This window comes from Sphingomonas sp. Marseille-Q8236, from assembly GCF_965112005.1.
In genome coordinates, this window is the sequence record NZ_CBCOPO010000002.1 from 1,289,282 (window position 1) to 1,305,313 (window position 16,032).

Annotated in this window: 11 protein-coding genes; 6 read left to right on the top strand and 5 right to left on the bottom strand. The window is 64.8% G+C overall.

The window, feature by feature from the left end:
* Positions 1-109: 109 nt before the first annotated feature.
* From ACWPWT_RS18390 to ACWPWT_RS18405, 4 genes are all read right to left on the bottom strand, one after another.
* Positions 110-2,098, bottom strand: a complete 1,989-nt coding sequence (locus ACWPWT_RS18390) for a right-handed parallel beta-helix repeat-containing protein (RefSeq protein ID WP_454280882.1) — start codon at positions 2,096-2,098, stop codon at positions 110-112.
* Between the two features lie 297 nt (positions 2,099-2,395).
* Positions 2,396-3,136, bottom strand: a complete 741-nt coding sequence (locus ACWPWT_RS18395) for an Ig-like domain-containing protein (protein ID WP_454280883.1) — start codon at positions 3,134-3,136, stop codon at positions 2,396-2,398.
* Between the two features lie 692 nt (positions 3,137-3,828).
* A complete protein-coding gene (locus ACWPWT_RS18400) occupies positions 3,829-5,403 on the bottom strand; it encodes a hypothetical protein (protein ID WP_454280884.1) in 1,575 nt (524 codons plus the stop codon).
* The gene (locus tag ACWPWT_RS18405) at positions 5,400-5,660 is read right to left on the bottom strand and encodes a spike base protein, RCAP_Rcc01079 family (RefSeq protein WP_454280885.1); all 261 of its coding nucleotides are present in this window, start codon (positions 5,658-5,660) and stop codon (positions 5,400-5,402) included. The genes ACWPWT_RS18400 and ACWPWT_RS18405 overlap by 4 nt, the downstream gene beginning before the upstream one ends.
* A 174-nt stretch (positions 5,661-5,834) precedes the next feature.
* Here ACWPWT_RS18405 and ACWPWT_RS18410 point away from each other — a divergent pair, with 174 nt between their 5' ends.
* From ACWPWT_RS18410 to ACWPWT_RS18430, 5 genes are all read left to right on the top strand, one after another.
* Positions 5,835-7,340, top strand: a complete 1,506-nt coding sequence (locus tag ACWPWT_RS18410) for a lipopolysaccharide biosynthesis protein (RefSeq protein WP_454280886.1) — start codon at positions 5,835-5,837, stop codon at positions 7,338-7,340.
* A gap of 255 nt (positions 7,341-7,595) precedes the next feature.
* Positions 7,596-9,308, top strand: a complete 1,713-nt coding sequence (locus tag ACWPWT_RS18415) for a type I secretion system permease/ATPase (protein WP_454280887.1) — start codon at positions 7,596-7,598, stop codon at positions 9,306-9,308.
* Entirely contained in the window at positions 9,305-10,660 is a 1,356-nt protein-coding gene (locus ACWPWT_RS18420) for an HlyD family type I secretion periplasmic adaptor subunit (RefSeq protein ID WP_261267807.1), read from the top strand. The genes ACWPWT_RS18415 and ACWPWT_RS18420 overlap by 4 nt, the downstream gene beginning before the upstream one ends.
* Positions 10,661-10,677: 17 nt before the next feature.
* Positions 10,678-12,339 (top strand): TolC family protein, encoded by a 1,662-nt coding sequence (locus tag ACWPWT_RS18425; protein ID WP_454280888.1) that lies wholly within the window; start codon positions 10,678-10,680, stop codon positions 12,337-12,339.
* Positions 12,340-12,380: 41 nt separating this feature from the next.
* A complete protein-coding gene (locus tag ACWPWT_RS18430) occupies positions 12,381-13,142 on the top strand; it encodes a glycosyltransferase family 25 protein (protein ID WP_454280889.1) in 762 nt (253 codons plus the stop codon).
* Between the two features lie 6 nt (positions 13,143-13,148).
* Here ACWPWT_RS18430 and ACWPWT_RS18435 read toward each other — a convergent pair whose 3' ends face one another.
* Complete coding sequence (locus ACWPWT_RS18435) at positions 13,149-14,108, bottom strand: endonuclease/exonuclease/phosphatase family protein (RefSeq protein ID WP_454280890.1); 960 nt, start codon at positions 14,106-14,108, stop codon at positions 13,149-13,151.
* A 141-nt stretch (positions 14,109-14,249) separates the two neighbouring features.
* Between ACWPWT_RS18435 and ACWPWT_RS18440 the strand changes: the two genes are divergently transcribed.
* Positions 14,250-15,977 carry a type I secretion system permease/ATPase gene (locus ACWPWT_RS18440; protein ID WP_454280891.1) on the top strand — a complete coding sequence of 576 codons (1,728 nt, stop codon included), beginning with the start codon at positions 14,250-14,252 and terminating at the stop codon, positions 15,975-15,977.
* Positions 15,978-16,032: the final 55 nt, after the last annotated feature.

Below are 16,032 nucleotides of genomic sequence, written 5' to 3' on the forward strand. Positions count from 1 at the left end.
GGGCTGCAAGGCGTCGCCAAACGGCAATGGGCGAGCCGGCATTGCCGGCTCGCCCACCCCTTCAATTGCGAATGACCGGCGAGGCTTGCCCTCGCCGGCGCGACGCGCGTTACAGGACCAGCATGTCCCCGGTATTCAGATGCGGGGTCAGGTCGATGACCAACGCGCCCTGATCATAGCTTCCCCCCAGCGCCGCCTTGTAGACGAAGCTGTCGCTCGTCTTGTGGTCGGCCACCATCCGCGCATTGGCGTCGGCATCCAGCGTATAGGTGAAGGCACCGGTGCCATCGATGTGCAGCGTGCCATAGGCGCCCTTCAGATCGACCGCGCCCTTGTTCAGCTGTTGTCCGCCCACGGTACGCAGCGACAGGGTGCTGCCGTCCGAGGTCAGGTCGTTGGTCGAGACATTGCCGACGACCGTCTGGCTGTTGGCGGCGATCTTGTAGAAATCGTCCACCGCCTTCGCCTTCTCGATCGGCTGCCCGGCCTTGAGCGCGGCCTTGGCGGCGGCGCTGGTCGGGTCCTGCGTCCGGATATAGGCCGACAGATCGATGGTCAGGTTCGACGAGACGACCTTGCCATTGTCATTGGCCTTATACTGGAAGCTTTCGGTCGGTGCGCTGACATTCTTCAGCTTGGCGAGCGCATTGCTGTCCAGGCTATAGGTGAAATGGCCATTCTGGTCGACGTGCAGCGTACCGAAGCTGCCCTTCAGGTCGAGGCCATTGGTACCGATGCGGGTGCCGTTGAACGAGCTGAGCGACAGCTTGCTACCCGCCGCGTTGACGTCATTGTCCATGATGTTGCCGGCAACCTTGGTGCCCGACACGTCCACGGCATAACGGTCGGCATTGATCCCGACCTTCAACGCCTTGTTCAAATTCTCGCTATAGCTTTCCTGAAGCAGCTTGGCGGCAGCAGCATCAGCCTGTGCCTTGGCAACCGCCTCTGCCTGAGCCTTGGCGGCGGCATCGACCTGCGCCTTGACCGCGGCCGCGGCTTCGGCTTGCAACCCGGCGGGGGCCTGTGCCGCCGTCGTCAGGACGTTATTGGCCACGTTGAACGCCCCGGTCAGGCCGCTGCCCTTAATCTGCGACACGGTGCTGTCGATCACCACATTGTCGTGGAAGGCGCCGGTCGCCTGCTTGTCAATCTTCAGCGCGGCGGTCGCGACGCTGACGAAGGTGTTCTTGCTGATGTCGATATTCTGGCGTGTCACGTCGCCGTCGCGCGACAGACCGGTCAGCGCGACACCAAAGTTCGATCCGACGATCTCGTTGCCCGAAATCTTGTAATTGCCCAGGTTGATACCCGCGCTCGCCATGATCGCCGACGACCAGCCATATTTGTTCTGGCCGCTCAGCTTGTTGTTCGTGATCTCGACGTCCCAGCCGTTGATCGCAATGCCGAAGCTGCCGCCCTTCACCTCGTTGCCCGAGGCGACGACGTTGGACGAGGACTTGACGATGATCCCGCCCTTGGTCGAATCGGGCGACGTGCTCTGGTCGATGACGTTGCCGGTCATGCGCACGTTCGACGACCCGGTGACCTGGATGCCATCGGCGGTGCCGCCCTTCAGGTTCGTCATGACATTGTTGACGATCTTCACGTCAGTCATGTCGACGACGTAGATGCCGTCATTCGACACGTGATCAAACTTGCTGTTCGAGATCGTGACGTTCTTGCTCGTCTTCATCGAGATGCTGCCGGTGCCCGTCCCGGCGCCGGCGTTGATCAGCGAGACGTGATCGATCACCCAATTCTCCGCCTGCGCGGCATAGATGGCGTTCGAGCTGGTCGAGAAGGTCAGGTCCTTGATGACGATGTTCGTCGCCTTGGTCCCGTAAATGCCCTGCTTGCCGACGAAGGTCGGATCCGTTCCCTGGCCATAGGCGCCGATGGTGATCGGTTGGTCGGTCGTGCCCGAGCCATTGATGGTCAGCATGTCGGCAAAGCTGCTGCCGCGCGCCAGCAATATGGTGTCGCCGGCCTTGAGCTTCATACTGGAAATCTTGGCGACGGACTGAAACGCCGTGCCCGCACTCGTGCCGCTGTTCTTGTCCGAACCGTTGGCGGCATCGACATAATAGGTCGTCATTTTCCGGCTTCTCCGGGGAAGAGAGCAGAGGTCTTCCCGATGAGGAGCGTGTGCCAGCGACGGTGGAAACGACGGGTTACATCCTAGGGTTAACGTTTCGTACACGGTAAAACATTGCCGAAACGCGGTAAATTTCGTGAAAGGCAATCCGTATTAAGATCTGTCACCGGCGCGCGAGCGGATCGCCAGTGACGCGGCGGACGCGTGCCGTGCGCCGGACGCACAAACGCCGGCGACCTTTCGGTCACCGGCGTTCGGCATATCCATATCGGCCGCCATGGGGCGGCCGATCGGGACTCAGAGGGCCGGAGCAGCCGAGTTGAACGCGATGTTCAGCAGGGCATAGTCGGTGTTGTTGCCTTCACCGTTCTGGCCGTCATGCGGCTTGTAGGCGAACTTCTCGACGCCCTGCGCGCCGTTCAGCGCGACGGTGTCGGGGTCGGTATAGTCAACCGCATAGCTAAAGGCGCCATTGCTGCTGATCGTCAGGGTGCCGTACACGCCCTTGATCTGCACGTCGCTCATGCCGGTGATGTGATAGTTGGTGTTGGTGGCGAGATCGATCACGCCGCCGACATGCAGCGTATCACCATCGGGATCGCTGTCGTTGGCAAGGACGTTGCCGCCAACGACGCCCGAGTTGGTCGAGACGAAGTCATCAACCGCGACCGGCTTGCGGTTGGCGGCACCGGCGATGTCGAAGGTCAGGAAGGCCTGATCGTACATGCCGCTGCCGTCGCGGATCTTGATCTTGAAGTCTTCGACCATGGTCTGGCCGTTCTTGATGTTCAGGCCAGCGTTCAGCTCATAGGTGTAGCTGCCGTCCTGGGCGATGGTCAGCGTGCCATACTTGCCCTGGAACACGTTGCCACCCTTGCCGCCGCCGATCTGGCCGGCGACATAGCCGTCGTTGACGCGTGCGACAGTGATCGTGTCACCATCGGCATCGGTCGCGTTGCTGAGGATGTTGCCCGACATCGTACGGGTGTTTTCGTTGAACGAAATCGTCTGGTCAGGAAGGTTGGGCTTGCTCGCCATTGTTCGGGACTCCCCTTGTTCTGCTTATCAAAGCATTTGGATTGCAGTGCTGGCCACGAGGCCGGTGTTGATGACCAGATGGTAAGCGATCCGTTAACCAAAAACAGCGAAAATGTTTCCCACTTTTTGGCGGGTGTCCCATGATGAGGCGGATGACGATCGCAGCCCAAATGCTTCGCGGCGCACAATTAATTCGGACGGAACAAGGTGCCAATTGCTGGGTTTAACGGCCCTTTTTGCCTGTCTCATCTGGTGCTTGGGAAACGTCGACACCCCGCCTCGGCGCAAACGGCGACAGAACTCGTGTCGACACCGTAAGGACGGCGGTTTTCTGCGGACTTCGACCGCATGATATGCGTAACGATGCCGTAACGGATAGCCGCTATGATCCTGAACAACAGCTGTCTGACGCGGCGATTTATGCCATCAAAGGGGTCGTTTATCCCTGAAATGACACCGCCTGCCCCCGTCGATGAAAATAAAGTCATGGACGATGAAAACAGCGTCATTTTTCGCCACCTAGCCGAACAAACGGCGCAATTTTTAATTGCAAAAAAGATGTGGCCGAGCTGTTCCTCGCCTTGGCGCTCAAATACCTCGCTTTACCGCAACGCCTTGATTCGGGCCGATTCGAAAAAAATGGGCCCGGCATCGAGATTTTCGGTGCCGGGCCGTCAAAAGCCGTCATTCCCTTATCGCAACTGGGCCTTGCCGGATTGCGGCACCCGTTCGGCGATCGCTCTGATCATCCGGGGCCTGGGGTGGGTGCCGGTACGCGGCGAGCCCGCGCCGTCATTGGCATTGGGTGCGAACACCTCTCCTCCCGCCGCCACGACCGTACGCGATCCGTTATAGTGAAGCTTGCAGGTCCAGTTGCCCGGCTGGCCACTGATCCCGATCACCGTTGCGAAGTCCGACGTTCCGCCCGCCGCCCATTGAAGCGTATCGCCCAATTCCGGCGCGTCGGCCAATATGATCGTGTCATAGGTGGCCGCGCCATCGGTCCCCGCCTGCTGAGCCAGGGTCGTGACGAAGAAGGGCTCGGGCCATTTCCCTTGTGTATCGGCCAGGCCGCTGGCGCGCATGACCTCTATATAGCCGGCCAGCGAGCCGTCCATTCCAGCTTCCTTGTCCGCCTCCAGTTGATAGCGGACGCCGCTCGGCCATTCGCCACCGGCCTGGTAACCCTGATTGGCGAGCGTGCGGAACCCGTCGGTAGAATTGGGATGGATGACCTGCCCCACCGCGACGATCGGTATGCCCGGATGACGCGCGAGGATACGGTCGTTCAACGCCTTCCAGTTGCTGCGGGTCGTCGCATAGCTGCTGCTGTCATAGTCGTTACGCCCCATTTGGTTGAGGATACAGGTGAAGGGCCGCCGCCCGCCGTTCATCGTCACCACCTGATCGACAATGTCCCAGCGCTTGGCGGAATTGGTCGAGATCAGTTCGCGCTTCGATGCCGCACCGGGCATGCCGATCACCATATGCGGAATACGGCCATAGGCCCCATCGCGATCGAGCCAACGGCGCAGCCAGCCCATATTGCGCCGCGCATCGGCCGCCAGCGGGTGGTCGGACTGCCGCTCGCCAATCGAATCGCAGACGACCAATGGCACCGGCCGCCCGTCCCATCCCTTGGCGACCATCAAATCTGGGCCGTAATAGGCCGGAAAGGATGGCCCATCCAGCGAGGCGGTGCTGGCCGTGTCGGTCCCGATCAGTGCGGTCAGCGCCGCCGCATTGTCCGCGCCCCAGACGCGCTCGCCCCGCTGTCGCATGATCTGATGCACCGGGATCTGCTTTTCCCCGGCGGCGGTCATATAGAGCGTGTAGACCGTCACCTGCGCAAGCGGCGGAACCGCGAGCGAGAGGTCGTCGGTCCAGGCCCCCAGCGCGCCGCTGGCGATGCTGGTCCCCGCCGCCCCGCCGAAACCGCACGACAGGGCCGGACCGCCATTTACCGCGATCCATACGCCATGGATCACGGTGGCGTTGCCCGGCAGGACCGTCTCCTGCGGGCTATTGCCTCCTTCGGTGCAGGCAAAGCCCGAATAATGAAGTCGCAGATGGTCGATCGCATATTGCGGCGAACCGAAGATCAGCTTCGTCATGACGAAGCGCGTGTCCGACTGCGCGGTCAGCAACGCCCCGGACGGCATCCGCGCGCCGGTCGCCCAGAACATATAGCGGTCCTGGTCGGCCGGCATGCGCGGATTGCCAAAGGCCGGGCGATTGCCCGTATAGGCCCCTGCCATATCGCTCATGCCTCCCCGATCAGGTCGGCCGCCGTGGTGCCGGTCGCGCGGACGAAGCCGGGGCGGACGTTCAGATATACGCCGCTGGCGACATTGCGATAGACGACGTCCGCCACGCCATCGACGCCGCGAAGCGTGACATGCCCTCCGGTCCCGACAAAGAGACGCTTGGGCACGATGGCCAGGGCCAAATTGTCGTTGGGAATGATGGCGAAGGGTGCGCGCGATGGCGCGCTGAGGCTGTCGATGTTGAACGGATCGGCCATGGCTGTTCTTCCCCCCTATAAAGGCCCGGACACGATGGTCCGGGACAACGTTCCTCTTATGTTCCTTTTATAGCTGTAGGAAAGCCCCGACAGAGCGGGTATCGGCAGCGCGTCACATCAGGGTCTTCGGGTCAGCCAGCGGCGCCATTCCAGCCGCAGCGGGAATAGGATAGCATGAGCAACACAGCCGGGGGTGTCGGAAAGCGGATCGCCAAGGGGAGCATGTGGCTGTCGGCCGCTCGGGTGGTCGTCAATCTTTCGGGCATGGTCAGCACGGTGCTGCTCGCGCGACTGCTGGTCCCGGCGGATTTCGGCCTGGTCGCGATCGCGGCGACGTTGATGCAGATCGTCACCTCGATCACCGAAATGTCATTGTCCCAGGCGCTGATCCGGCTGGACGAGCCGACCGATACCGATTTCCATTCCGCCTGGACGCTGTCGATGCTGCGCGGCGTGACGATCGCGGTGGTGTTGTCCGCCTCGTCGCCGTTCGTCGCGCATCTCTATGGCGATCAGCGGCTGATACCGATCCTGATCGTGCTGGGAGGCGGCGCGCTGCTGTCCGGTCTTGCCAATCCCTGGCTCGCGGTATTCCAGCGGCGGCTGGTCTTCTGGCAGGAGTTCGTCCTGTCCACCGCATCGAAGATGAGCAACGTCATCGTCGCGGTCGGGGTCGCCTGGTATTTTCAGAGCTATTGGGCGATCGTGGCGGGGATCGTGGCGATGTACGCCTCCAACGTCATCGTTTCCTATTGCATCCTGCCCCGCCTGCCCCGTTTTTCGCTGGCGAGCTGGCGGACCCTGTTGTCCTTCTCGGTCTGGACCAGCGCGTCGCAGCTGGTGAACGCGCTGAACTGGCGTGCCGACCAGTTGATGGTGGGCAAGATCGCGACGCCCACGGTGCTCGGCTATTATAATGTCGGCTTCAACCTCGCCAATCTGGCGACGCGTGAGACGACGCTGCCGCTGACGCAGACGCTGTTCCCCGCCTTCGCCTCGATCAAGCACGACAAGCCGCGGCTGAAGACCGCCTATATCAAGGCGGACCACCTGCTGGTCGCGCTCGGCGTGCCGGTGGGCGTCGGCTTTGCGTTGGTCGCGGAGCCGATGGTGGCGCTGTTCCTCAACACCAAATGGCTGCCCGCCGTCCCCATCATCCAGGCCTTTGCCGTGATCTTCGGCCTGCAAGGCGTCGCCGGGCTGGTGACGCCGCTGGGCATGGCGATGGGACAGGTACGGATGCTCTTCCTGCGCGACGTTCAGGTCCTGCTCGTCCGCCTGCCGCTGATGGCGTTGGGAGCCATATTCTTCGGGGTGCCGGGTCTTGTCGCCGCGCGGGTCGTAACCGGACTCTATCAGGTCGGCATCGCGATGCAGCTTGCGCGCCGTCTGGCCGGGGTGCCGATCCTGCGCCAGTTTGCGACCCACCTCCCCACCTTTATCGGATGCGTTGCCATGGCACTGGGCGTCTGGGCGGTCGCGGATCGGGGGCTGCGCGTGATCGCGGGCTTCGATCTGGCGCAGGAGCTGGTCTTGCGCGTGCTGGTCGGCGGCCTCGTCTATCTGGTGACCCGCTTCGCCATCTGGTTCGTGACGGGTCGTCCCGAAGGGCTGGAGCGGGACGCGCTGGCGATGCTCGGCAAGCTACGGCGCAAGCGGGCGGCGGCCACCATGGCATGACCGCCCCGTCAGGGCCGTGTCATTTGGGGACACAATTGACCCGGGAGTCGATTCCCCGCGTGGCGAAGCGCGCCTAGACCTGCGAATATCGTGGCATTGCGACCAGTTGGGGTAGTGCACGCATGGGCCCGTTAACCAATAGGGCCTATAGCCCATGGACATGACGGCGCCGGGGACATCTGGCGCGGCGTGACATGTGGCGTAAGGAAGGGCCGGGTTTTGCGTACAGCCGACGGGGGACAAGACGATCTGCGCATGGCCATGCGCCGGTTTCGATCGGTCTTCGGCATGATCGTGGCCGTCAGCGCCATATTGAACGTGCTGTTGCTGGCCGGGTCGATCTACATGATGATGGTCTACGACTCGGTGCTGCCGGGCCGGTCGATCCCGACTCTGGTGGGCCTGCTGATCATGGTCACGCTGGCCTATGCCTTTCAGGGGTTGTTCGAGAATTTGCGCGCCGGCCTTTTGTCCGATGTCGGCAACGGGCTGGACCGGGCGCTGTCCCGCCGGGTGCAGGGCGCGATGGGGCAGATGTCGCTCGACGGGCGGGTGACGCAGGGCGACGGCCTGGGCCCGATGCGCGATCTGGACCAGGTGCGCAGCTTCATCAGCGGCACCGGCCTGGCGACGATGATCGACCTGCCTTGGATCCTGTTCTTCCTGGGCGTGCTATTCATGCTGCACGTCTGGCTGGGCGTCACGACCCTGATCGGCGCGCTGGTCCTGCTGGCACTGACGCTGGTGACCAACCGGGTGATGAAGAAGCCGTCGGCCGATCTCCACCAGATGTCCTCGGTCCGCAACGCCATGGCCGAATCGAACATGCGCCATGTCGAACTCTTTGCTGCGCTGGGCATGCGCGAGCGGATGCGCGACCGGTGGGAGCGGGTGAACAACCAATATGTCACCCTGTCCAACCGCGTCTCACGCGAAAGCGCCAAGCTGGGCGGGGTCAGTAAGGTCCTTCGCCTGCTGTTGCAATCGGTCATCCTTAGTGTCGGCGCACTGCTCGTCATCAACGGCAAGGCCAGCGGCGGCGTCATCTTCGCCTCGTCCATCCTGTCGGGCCGCGCACTGGCGCCGGTCGACCAGGCGATCGCCAATTGGCGCAATCTGGTCGGCGCGCGTCAGGGTTGGGCACGGCTGAAGCAGCTTTTCTCGCGCGTCCCGGCCGCCGATCACGGCATGACTCGCCTGCCCGCACCGCATCAAAGCCTGCTCGTCGAAAATCTGGTCGTCGGCCCACCGGGCACGCAGCGGGTCACCCTGCACGGCGTCCAGTTCCGGCTGAACCCTGGCGATGCGCTAGGCCTGATCGGGCCCAGCGGCGCGGGCAAGACCACGCTCGGCCGCGCGCTGATCGGCTTGTGGCAGCCTCAGGTGGGCGCGGTGCGGCTCGACGGCGCGGCACTCGACCAGTGGTGGCCGGACGATCTGGGTCGGTGGCTCGGCTATCTGCCCCAGTCGGTGGAACTGGTCGGCGGCACCATCGCACAGAATATCGCCCGCTTCGATCCAGAAGCCACGTCGGAAGCGATCATCGCCGCCGCGCGCGACGCCGGAGTCCATGCGCTGATCACCAGCCTGCCCGCCGGCTATGACACCCAGATCGGCGAGGATGGCCGCGAGCTTTCCGCCGGTCAGCGGCAGCGTATCGGGCTGGCACGGGCGCTTTATGGCGATCCCTTCCTGATCGTTCTGGACGAGCCCAATTCCAATCTCGACGCCGAGGGCGAGGCCGCTCTGGCCGCCGCGATCGGCTCGGTCCGCAACCGTGGCGGCATCGTCGTCGTCATCGCCCATCGTCCCAGCGTTTTGGGACAGGTCAACAAGATCATGTATTTGCGCGACGGCCGTATCGAGCTATTCGGCCCCAGCGATCAGGTCATGGACCATCTGACGCGCGCGGCGCTGCCCAACGGCACGCCCACGCCCGAGCGTACCCTTGAGGAAAGCAAGTCATGAACGGCATCGTCACCACCGGCGGCCCCGGCACGCGCCTGACCGCGATCGACGAAGAGGCCCCCCTCTATGATCCGCTGCGGAGTGCGAAGCGGCAGTTCCGCATCGCGCTGACCGCGATCCTCGTGCTGGTGCTGGGCTTCGGCCTGGCGGGTGCGCTGATCCCGATCGGCGGCGCGGTCATCGCGCCCGGCCAGGTCGGGGTAAAGAGCCGGATCAAGCGGATTGCGCATCCCGCGGGCGGCGTCATTTCCGAAATCCTGGTCGAAAATGGCCAGCGCGTGCGCAAGGGCCAGGTGCTGATGCGCTTCGACGACCGCGTCACTGACGCCGATGCCCGCTATTCCAGCCTCAGCGTCGACCAGTTGCTGGCCCAGCGCGCGCGGCTGGAGGCGGAGCGTCTGGGCGCGCCGAGCATCAGCTTCCCCGCCGAACTGGTCAATGGTGGCGAGGGTGCCCAGCGCGCCATGGCGGACGAGCGCAAGCTTTTCACCATCCGCAAGACCGAACAGTCGGGCCTGATCGCCCAGCTCGAGTCGCGCGTGCGGCAATATGAACAGCAGATCGGCGCCTATCGCGCGCAGATCAACGCGCTGGAACAGCAGACCGCGCTCATCAATCCCGAGCGTCAGGGCGTGAAGGATCTGTGGGAAAAGGGGCTGGTCACGATCAGCCGCCGCAACCAGCTCGAACGCACGGCCGCCGATCTTCAGGGCAATGTCGGGGCGCTCCAGGCCAATATCGCCTCGACCCAGGCGCGTATCACCGAGGCGCGCGAACAGATCATCCAACTGGGCGAGACCCGCCGTTCGGAAGCGGGCACGCGCCTGGCCGAGATCAACAATACGCTGAACCAGCAACAGGTGCGCAGCGTCTCGGCGGTCGATGCGCAAGACCGCAGCGTCCTGCGCGCGCCCTATGACGGCGTGGTCGACAAGCTGGCCTTCAACACCATCGGCGGCGTCGTTCGCGGGGCCGAGGTCATCATGGAAATCGTGCCCGACAGCGACGAGCTGATGGTGGAGGCGGGTGTCTCGCCGCTCGACATCGATCAGGTGCGGGTGGGCCAACAGGCGCGTATCCGCTTCAGCGGACTGAACTCCACCGCGACGCCGGAAATCCATGGTCGGGTGGTGACGGTGGCCGCCGACCGGTCCATGGACCAGGAGGGCAAGCAGGCCTTCTACCCGGTCCGCGTCGCGATCGAGGAGGCCGAGTTGCGCCGCTATCCCGAAATCCAGCTGCGCCCCGGCGTGCCGGCCGAGGTGTTCATCGAAACCGGCCACCGGACGATGATCTCTTACATCACGAAACCCCTGCGCGATCAGTTCGAGCGGGCTTTCCGAGACAATTAATTCGACGGAGTGGGGCAATGATGGTGAACAGGGGGAAGGCGCTGGGGCTGCGCGCCGGTTTGACGATGCTGGCCCTGATGGGATCGGCATCGGGCGTCGCGTTGGCGCAGGTGCCGACCGCTGCCGGCATGCCGCAGCCACTGGAGCCGCAACTGCCGCGCGAGACGCCCGAGGGCGCGCTGGCGGCGAATGCGACGCCGACGCTGACCACGCTGGAGGCCGCGATCGCGCGCGCCTATTGGAGCAATCCGACACTGGTGGCGGAGCGTTCGACGCTGAAGTCGGTCGACACGCTCTATCCGCTAGCGCGGGCAAGCTATGGCCCGCAGATCACGCTCCAGGGTTCGCACCAGTTCACCCGTACCCGCAGCGAGATCTACCCCGGTCTCTTCAACCGGCCCGAGGGTTTCTCGAGCACCGCGCAACTGGTCTTCTCGCAGCCGGTCCTGTCGTTCGGGCGGCGCGCATCGGCGGAACAGAATGCGCTCGCGCAGATCGCGCTGGAGCGTGAGCAGCTTCGGCTGGTCGAGGCATCGACCATGTACAACGTGATCTCGGCCTATGTCGGGGTGATCCGCGACCGCAATATCGTGGAACTGGCGCGGCAGAACCTGGCGCTGCTCGAGCGCCAATATAGCGATGGCCGCGCGCGGTTCGCGGTGCGCGACATCACCTCCAGCGATTTGCAGCAGGTACAAACGCGCGTCGAATTCGGCCGCGCACAGCTGCTGAACGCGCAGGGGCAATTGGGTTCGAGCCAGTCGCTGTTCCTCCAGGCGACGGGCGGCCTGCCCGGCGATCTGGCGGTGCCGCCGCAACTGGCCCTGGGTGTCGGTTCGCTCGACGCGGCCTACGGCATCGCCGAAAATGCCAGCCCGATCATCCGCGGCGCCCAGTCGCGCGAAAAGGTGTCGCGCGCCGCCGTCGCCGCCGCCAAGGCCGAGCAGAACCCGAATGTCTCGCTGGAAAGCAGCGGCACCTACGGCCCGACCTCGATCTACCAGAACCAGCTTCGCACCACCGACCTGCGCTCGTCGGTGGTGGTGACGATGCCGCTGATCGACTCGGGCACGCGCCGCCTGTCGATCGAGCGGGCGCGTCAGCAGAATGACGCCGATTGGCGATTGGTGGATGCGGCCCTGCGCGAAACGCGCCAGTCGGTTGCCCAGGCCTGGGACGCGCACCGCGCCGCGCTGGCCTCGCTCGAACATCTGCGCGCCGCCTCCGCTGCGGCGCAGGCGGCCTATGACGGAGCCGTCATCCAGGAAAAGGCCGGCGACCGTACGACCCTCGACGTGCTCGACCTGGCGCGCGACCTGCTGAACATCCGCACCAGCTATGCCACGGCCGAGGCGAACGAGTATATCGCGCGGGCGCAGCTCCTGTCCGCCATGGGCAATCTGGAGGCGCCCAAGCTGATCTCCAGCCTGCCCGCCTATGACATCAACGCCAATTTCGATCGCGTGAAGCGGCGCGGCGACGTGCCGTTGCTGACCCCGCTGCTGTCGGGGGCGGACAATCTGGTGAGCGGCAACGTGATCGCGCGGGAGCGTCCGATCCGCGACCCGTCGGGCGCGCTGCGGGTCGAAACGTCGGTCACGCCGCTGGAGGTGCCGCCCGCGCCCCCGGTGACGGAGCCGACGACCCCCGCTATCGTGAAGCCACGAACGGGGCGTTGAACGCCTGACGCCTGCCCATCGCGAGACGAAAAGGATTGCCTGTGGACTCCGCCAAGACCGATGCGCGCACCCAAAGCGCCATGACGACGCCGATCCACGTCATCAGCCTGACCAGCGCAACCGATCGGCGGGAGTCCTTTACCCGTTCGATCGAGGGTCAGGATCTCGACTGGCGCTTTTTCGACGCGCACCGCGAGCCCGTCGGCATTCATTATGACGAGGTGGCGGCAATCCGTCATCATGGGCGGCCGCTTCAACCCGGCGAGATCGGGGTCTATTCCAGCCATGCGGCGCTGTGGCGGCAACTGGTCGCGGACCCCACGACCAACCAATATCTGATCCTGGAAGACGACGTCATCGCGGATTGGGCCGCCATACGCATGCTGTGCGCGATCGACTATGCTGCGGAGGGTATGGAGTATCTGAAGCTCTTCTATAAACTTCCCTCCCCGCATCTGCCCGACCGTCGCAACTGGCCCGTGCCCGGTTTCTACGTCGTGCGCCTCTATGGAAAGCCCTATGGCGCGCAGGGCTATTTCATCACGAAGAAGGCCGCCGCGCGCTTCCTGGAATTGTACAATGACGCGGTGCGTCCGATCGACGATCAGACCGATCGCTTCTGGGAAAATGGCATCCCCAACCGATGCATCTTCCCCTTCCCCATCATGGAGGCGTATCGCCCGTCGACCATCGGGCCGGCACGATTTGCGGGGAAGCAGACCCGGGCCGCCAAAATGCGGCTGGGCGCCGACCGGATGCGGCGCAAGATCGCCTTCATGCTCGATCGCACGCTCAAGCGCTGACCGCGATCAGGACGGGTCGGGCTGGACGAACAGCTCGGCCCGGATCGCGCGGTGGTCCGACCCGGTAAAAGGCAGGGTATCGACGCGCCCCGCGACGATGCCGCGCCCGACGAAAATCTGATCGATCGGCAGGAGCGGCACGGCCCAGTCACGCCCGGCGACCCGTGCCGGAAAGCTGAACATCGCGCGCGTCACACGCGTCATCGGCCACAGCCCCCGGTCCAGCATCGCCATCCCCTGCCCCCAGGGCGTCAGGTTGAAATCGCCGGTCAGGACCAGATGGTCGGTCGGTCCCTGCCGAACGGCATCGATCAGCGACGACCGGAACCGCGCCTGCGGCCCCGGCGGGAAAGGCCATGGTGCATGAACCGTCGCGACAGTGAGCGATCCCAGGCCCCGTAACGGGATTTCGGCGCGGAACAGCGCGGGACCGACCAGGCCGCCCTGTCGCCCTGGCAGACGCCAGCGAACGGGCCCCATCGGCCGCCGCGACAGGATCGCCAACTGGCAGCCCCGGCACGCGCTGCGATAGGGAAAGACGTTCGAGAGCTTCTCGAACAGCGGCTCGGCCCCGCCCGCCTCCTGAAGCAGCAATATGTCCGCGCCGCTGTCGATCAGGACATTCGCGGCCCGATCGGGGCTGGTCCGACCACCGTGAAGGTTGTGGGTGACGAGGACGATCCTCGCCGCCCCAGTGGGCACCGCGTTGACCGAGGGACGTTCCGCGATTTCGCGCGCGATCGGCCAGGCGATCAGCGCCGTCGCCCCGATCGCCCCCGCCACGAAGGGCCAGTGCCTGCGATGCGGCGACACCAGGAGCCCCGCGATCAAGGGAATGGCCGCCAGCGGTAGAAACGAGGCGAAGGCATCCGCCCCGGGCCAGACTCCTCCCAGCCAAGGGCAAAGTGCCAGGCCCCATGCCAGGGCCAGGAGCATCCAGCCGACCATCGCGCCAAGCCGTTTCAATCATTGACCCCTTGCCAATCGCCAACGCGCTATAGAAGGGCCCCGGATCGTGTCAAACCGAGCCGCCCGTCCATCCCGCCGCCGCTGTCGGAGCTTGCGGGAGCATGTTACAGCCGGGCCGGAAAAAAGGACCAAAGACCAATGGCACGCGTAATCTGGGGTGAGAGCACATCGGCCTTGTCGGCCGCGCCGGACGACCGTGCGGTCCTGTCCTCGACCCTGCGGCGGGGGGTGATGGCGGCGGTGGCCATCGGCGTGGTGTTGCAAGTCATGCTGATGTTCGGTGCGCTGCTCGTCGGGGTGCTGGCCGATGCGGCCGTGCCGGGACGCAATGTCGCGACGCTGTGGGGCCTGCTGTTCCTGGGTGTCGTGTTGTACGGTGTGTTCGGCCTGCTCGACACGCTGCGGGCGCGTCTGCTTTTCGACGTGGCCGGGGCAGTCGACCAGCAACTGGCGCCGCGCATCCATGACGGGGTCGCCTTCGTCGCGCGGACCGGTGTGCTGGAAGGCGACGGGCTGGGTCCGGTCCATGACGCCGATCGCTTGCGCCACTTCCTGACCGGCCCCATGCCCGCCGCGCTGATCGACCTGTGCCTCGCCCCGATCGCGCTGATCATGCTGTTCGTCCTGCATGTCTGGCTGGGCGTGGCGGGCCTGGCCGCCATGATCCTGATCGCCCTGATCGGCTGGGCGATGGGCGGATCGGCGGGGCGGCGAGCCGAATGGCTGGCCGAGATGCGCCCGCTGCGCTGGTTGTCGGCGGAGGAAGGACGTCGCCACGCCCTGACCGCCCGGGCCATGGGGATGGAAGGGCGTCTGCGCCAGCGCTGGCTGGGCATGGCACAGGATATGATCCTGACAGAGCGGGCGATGCACCGGCGCTCGGTGGGGCTGGCCGGTGCCGCGCGCGGCCTGCGGCTGATGATGTTCATCACGCTCTTGTCGATCGGGGCAGGCTTGGCGTTCAGCGACCGGGCGGCCTGGAGCACGGCCCTGATCGCCGCGCTGCTCTTCTACCAGTTGCTCGCACCGCTGGATCAGGTGGTCAGCGGCTGGGGTGCGGTAAAGACGGCGCGGATGGTGCTCGATCGCCTGAACGTCCTGCTCGGCCAGTTGCCGATGCGCGACGTGACCACCCTTCTGCCCCGTCCCGAGGCGGAGATGTCGACCGACCAGTTGTTCGTGCTGGCGCCGGGCGTGCAGCGTCCGGTCGTCAGCAATGTCGGCATCGCCCTGAAGGCCGGGGACTCGCTCGGCATCATGGGTGCGCCGGGATCGGGCAAGACCGCGCTGCTCAACGCCTTGGCCGGCGTCTGGCCGGCGGCGCGCGGCGTGATCCGCCTGGACGGCGCGGCGCTGGATCAATGGGATACGGAGGAACTCGGCAAATATATCGGCTATGTTCCGCAGCAGATCGAACTAATCGACGGCACGGTGGCGCAAAATATCGCCCGCTTCGATGCCGATGCCTCGACCGACGCGATCATCGCCGCCGCGCGGCGGGCCGATGTGCACGAACTGATCCTGCGCCTGCCCGAGGGGTATGAGACGATGGTCGGTCGTGACGGGCTGCACCTGCCCGGTGGGATGCGCCAGCGTATCGCCGTCGCGCGGGCGGTCTTCGGCAAACCGTTCCTAATCCTGCTCGACGATCCGACGTCGAACATGGACGGCGATGGCGAGAAGATGCTGTGCGAACTGATTGCCGATATGTGCGACGAGGGCAGTATCGTGGTCGTCGTGACGCACCGGCCGCCGCTGCTCAACCGCGTCGATCACATCATGCAGATGGAAGGCGGATCGATCGGCGCCTTCGGTCCTCGCGGACAGATCATGCAATTCCTGCAGGATCAGCGCGCCGCCGGATGATGCCAAGGGGCAGGTCCGGATGCTTTCCGGCCTGTCCATCACTGTGGAAGACCGG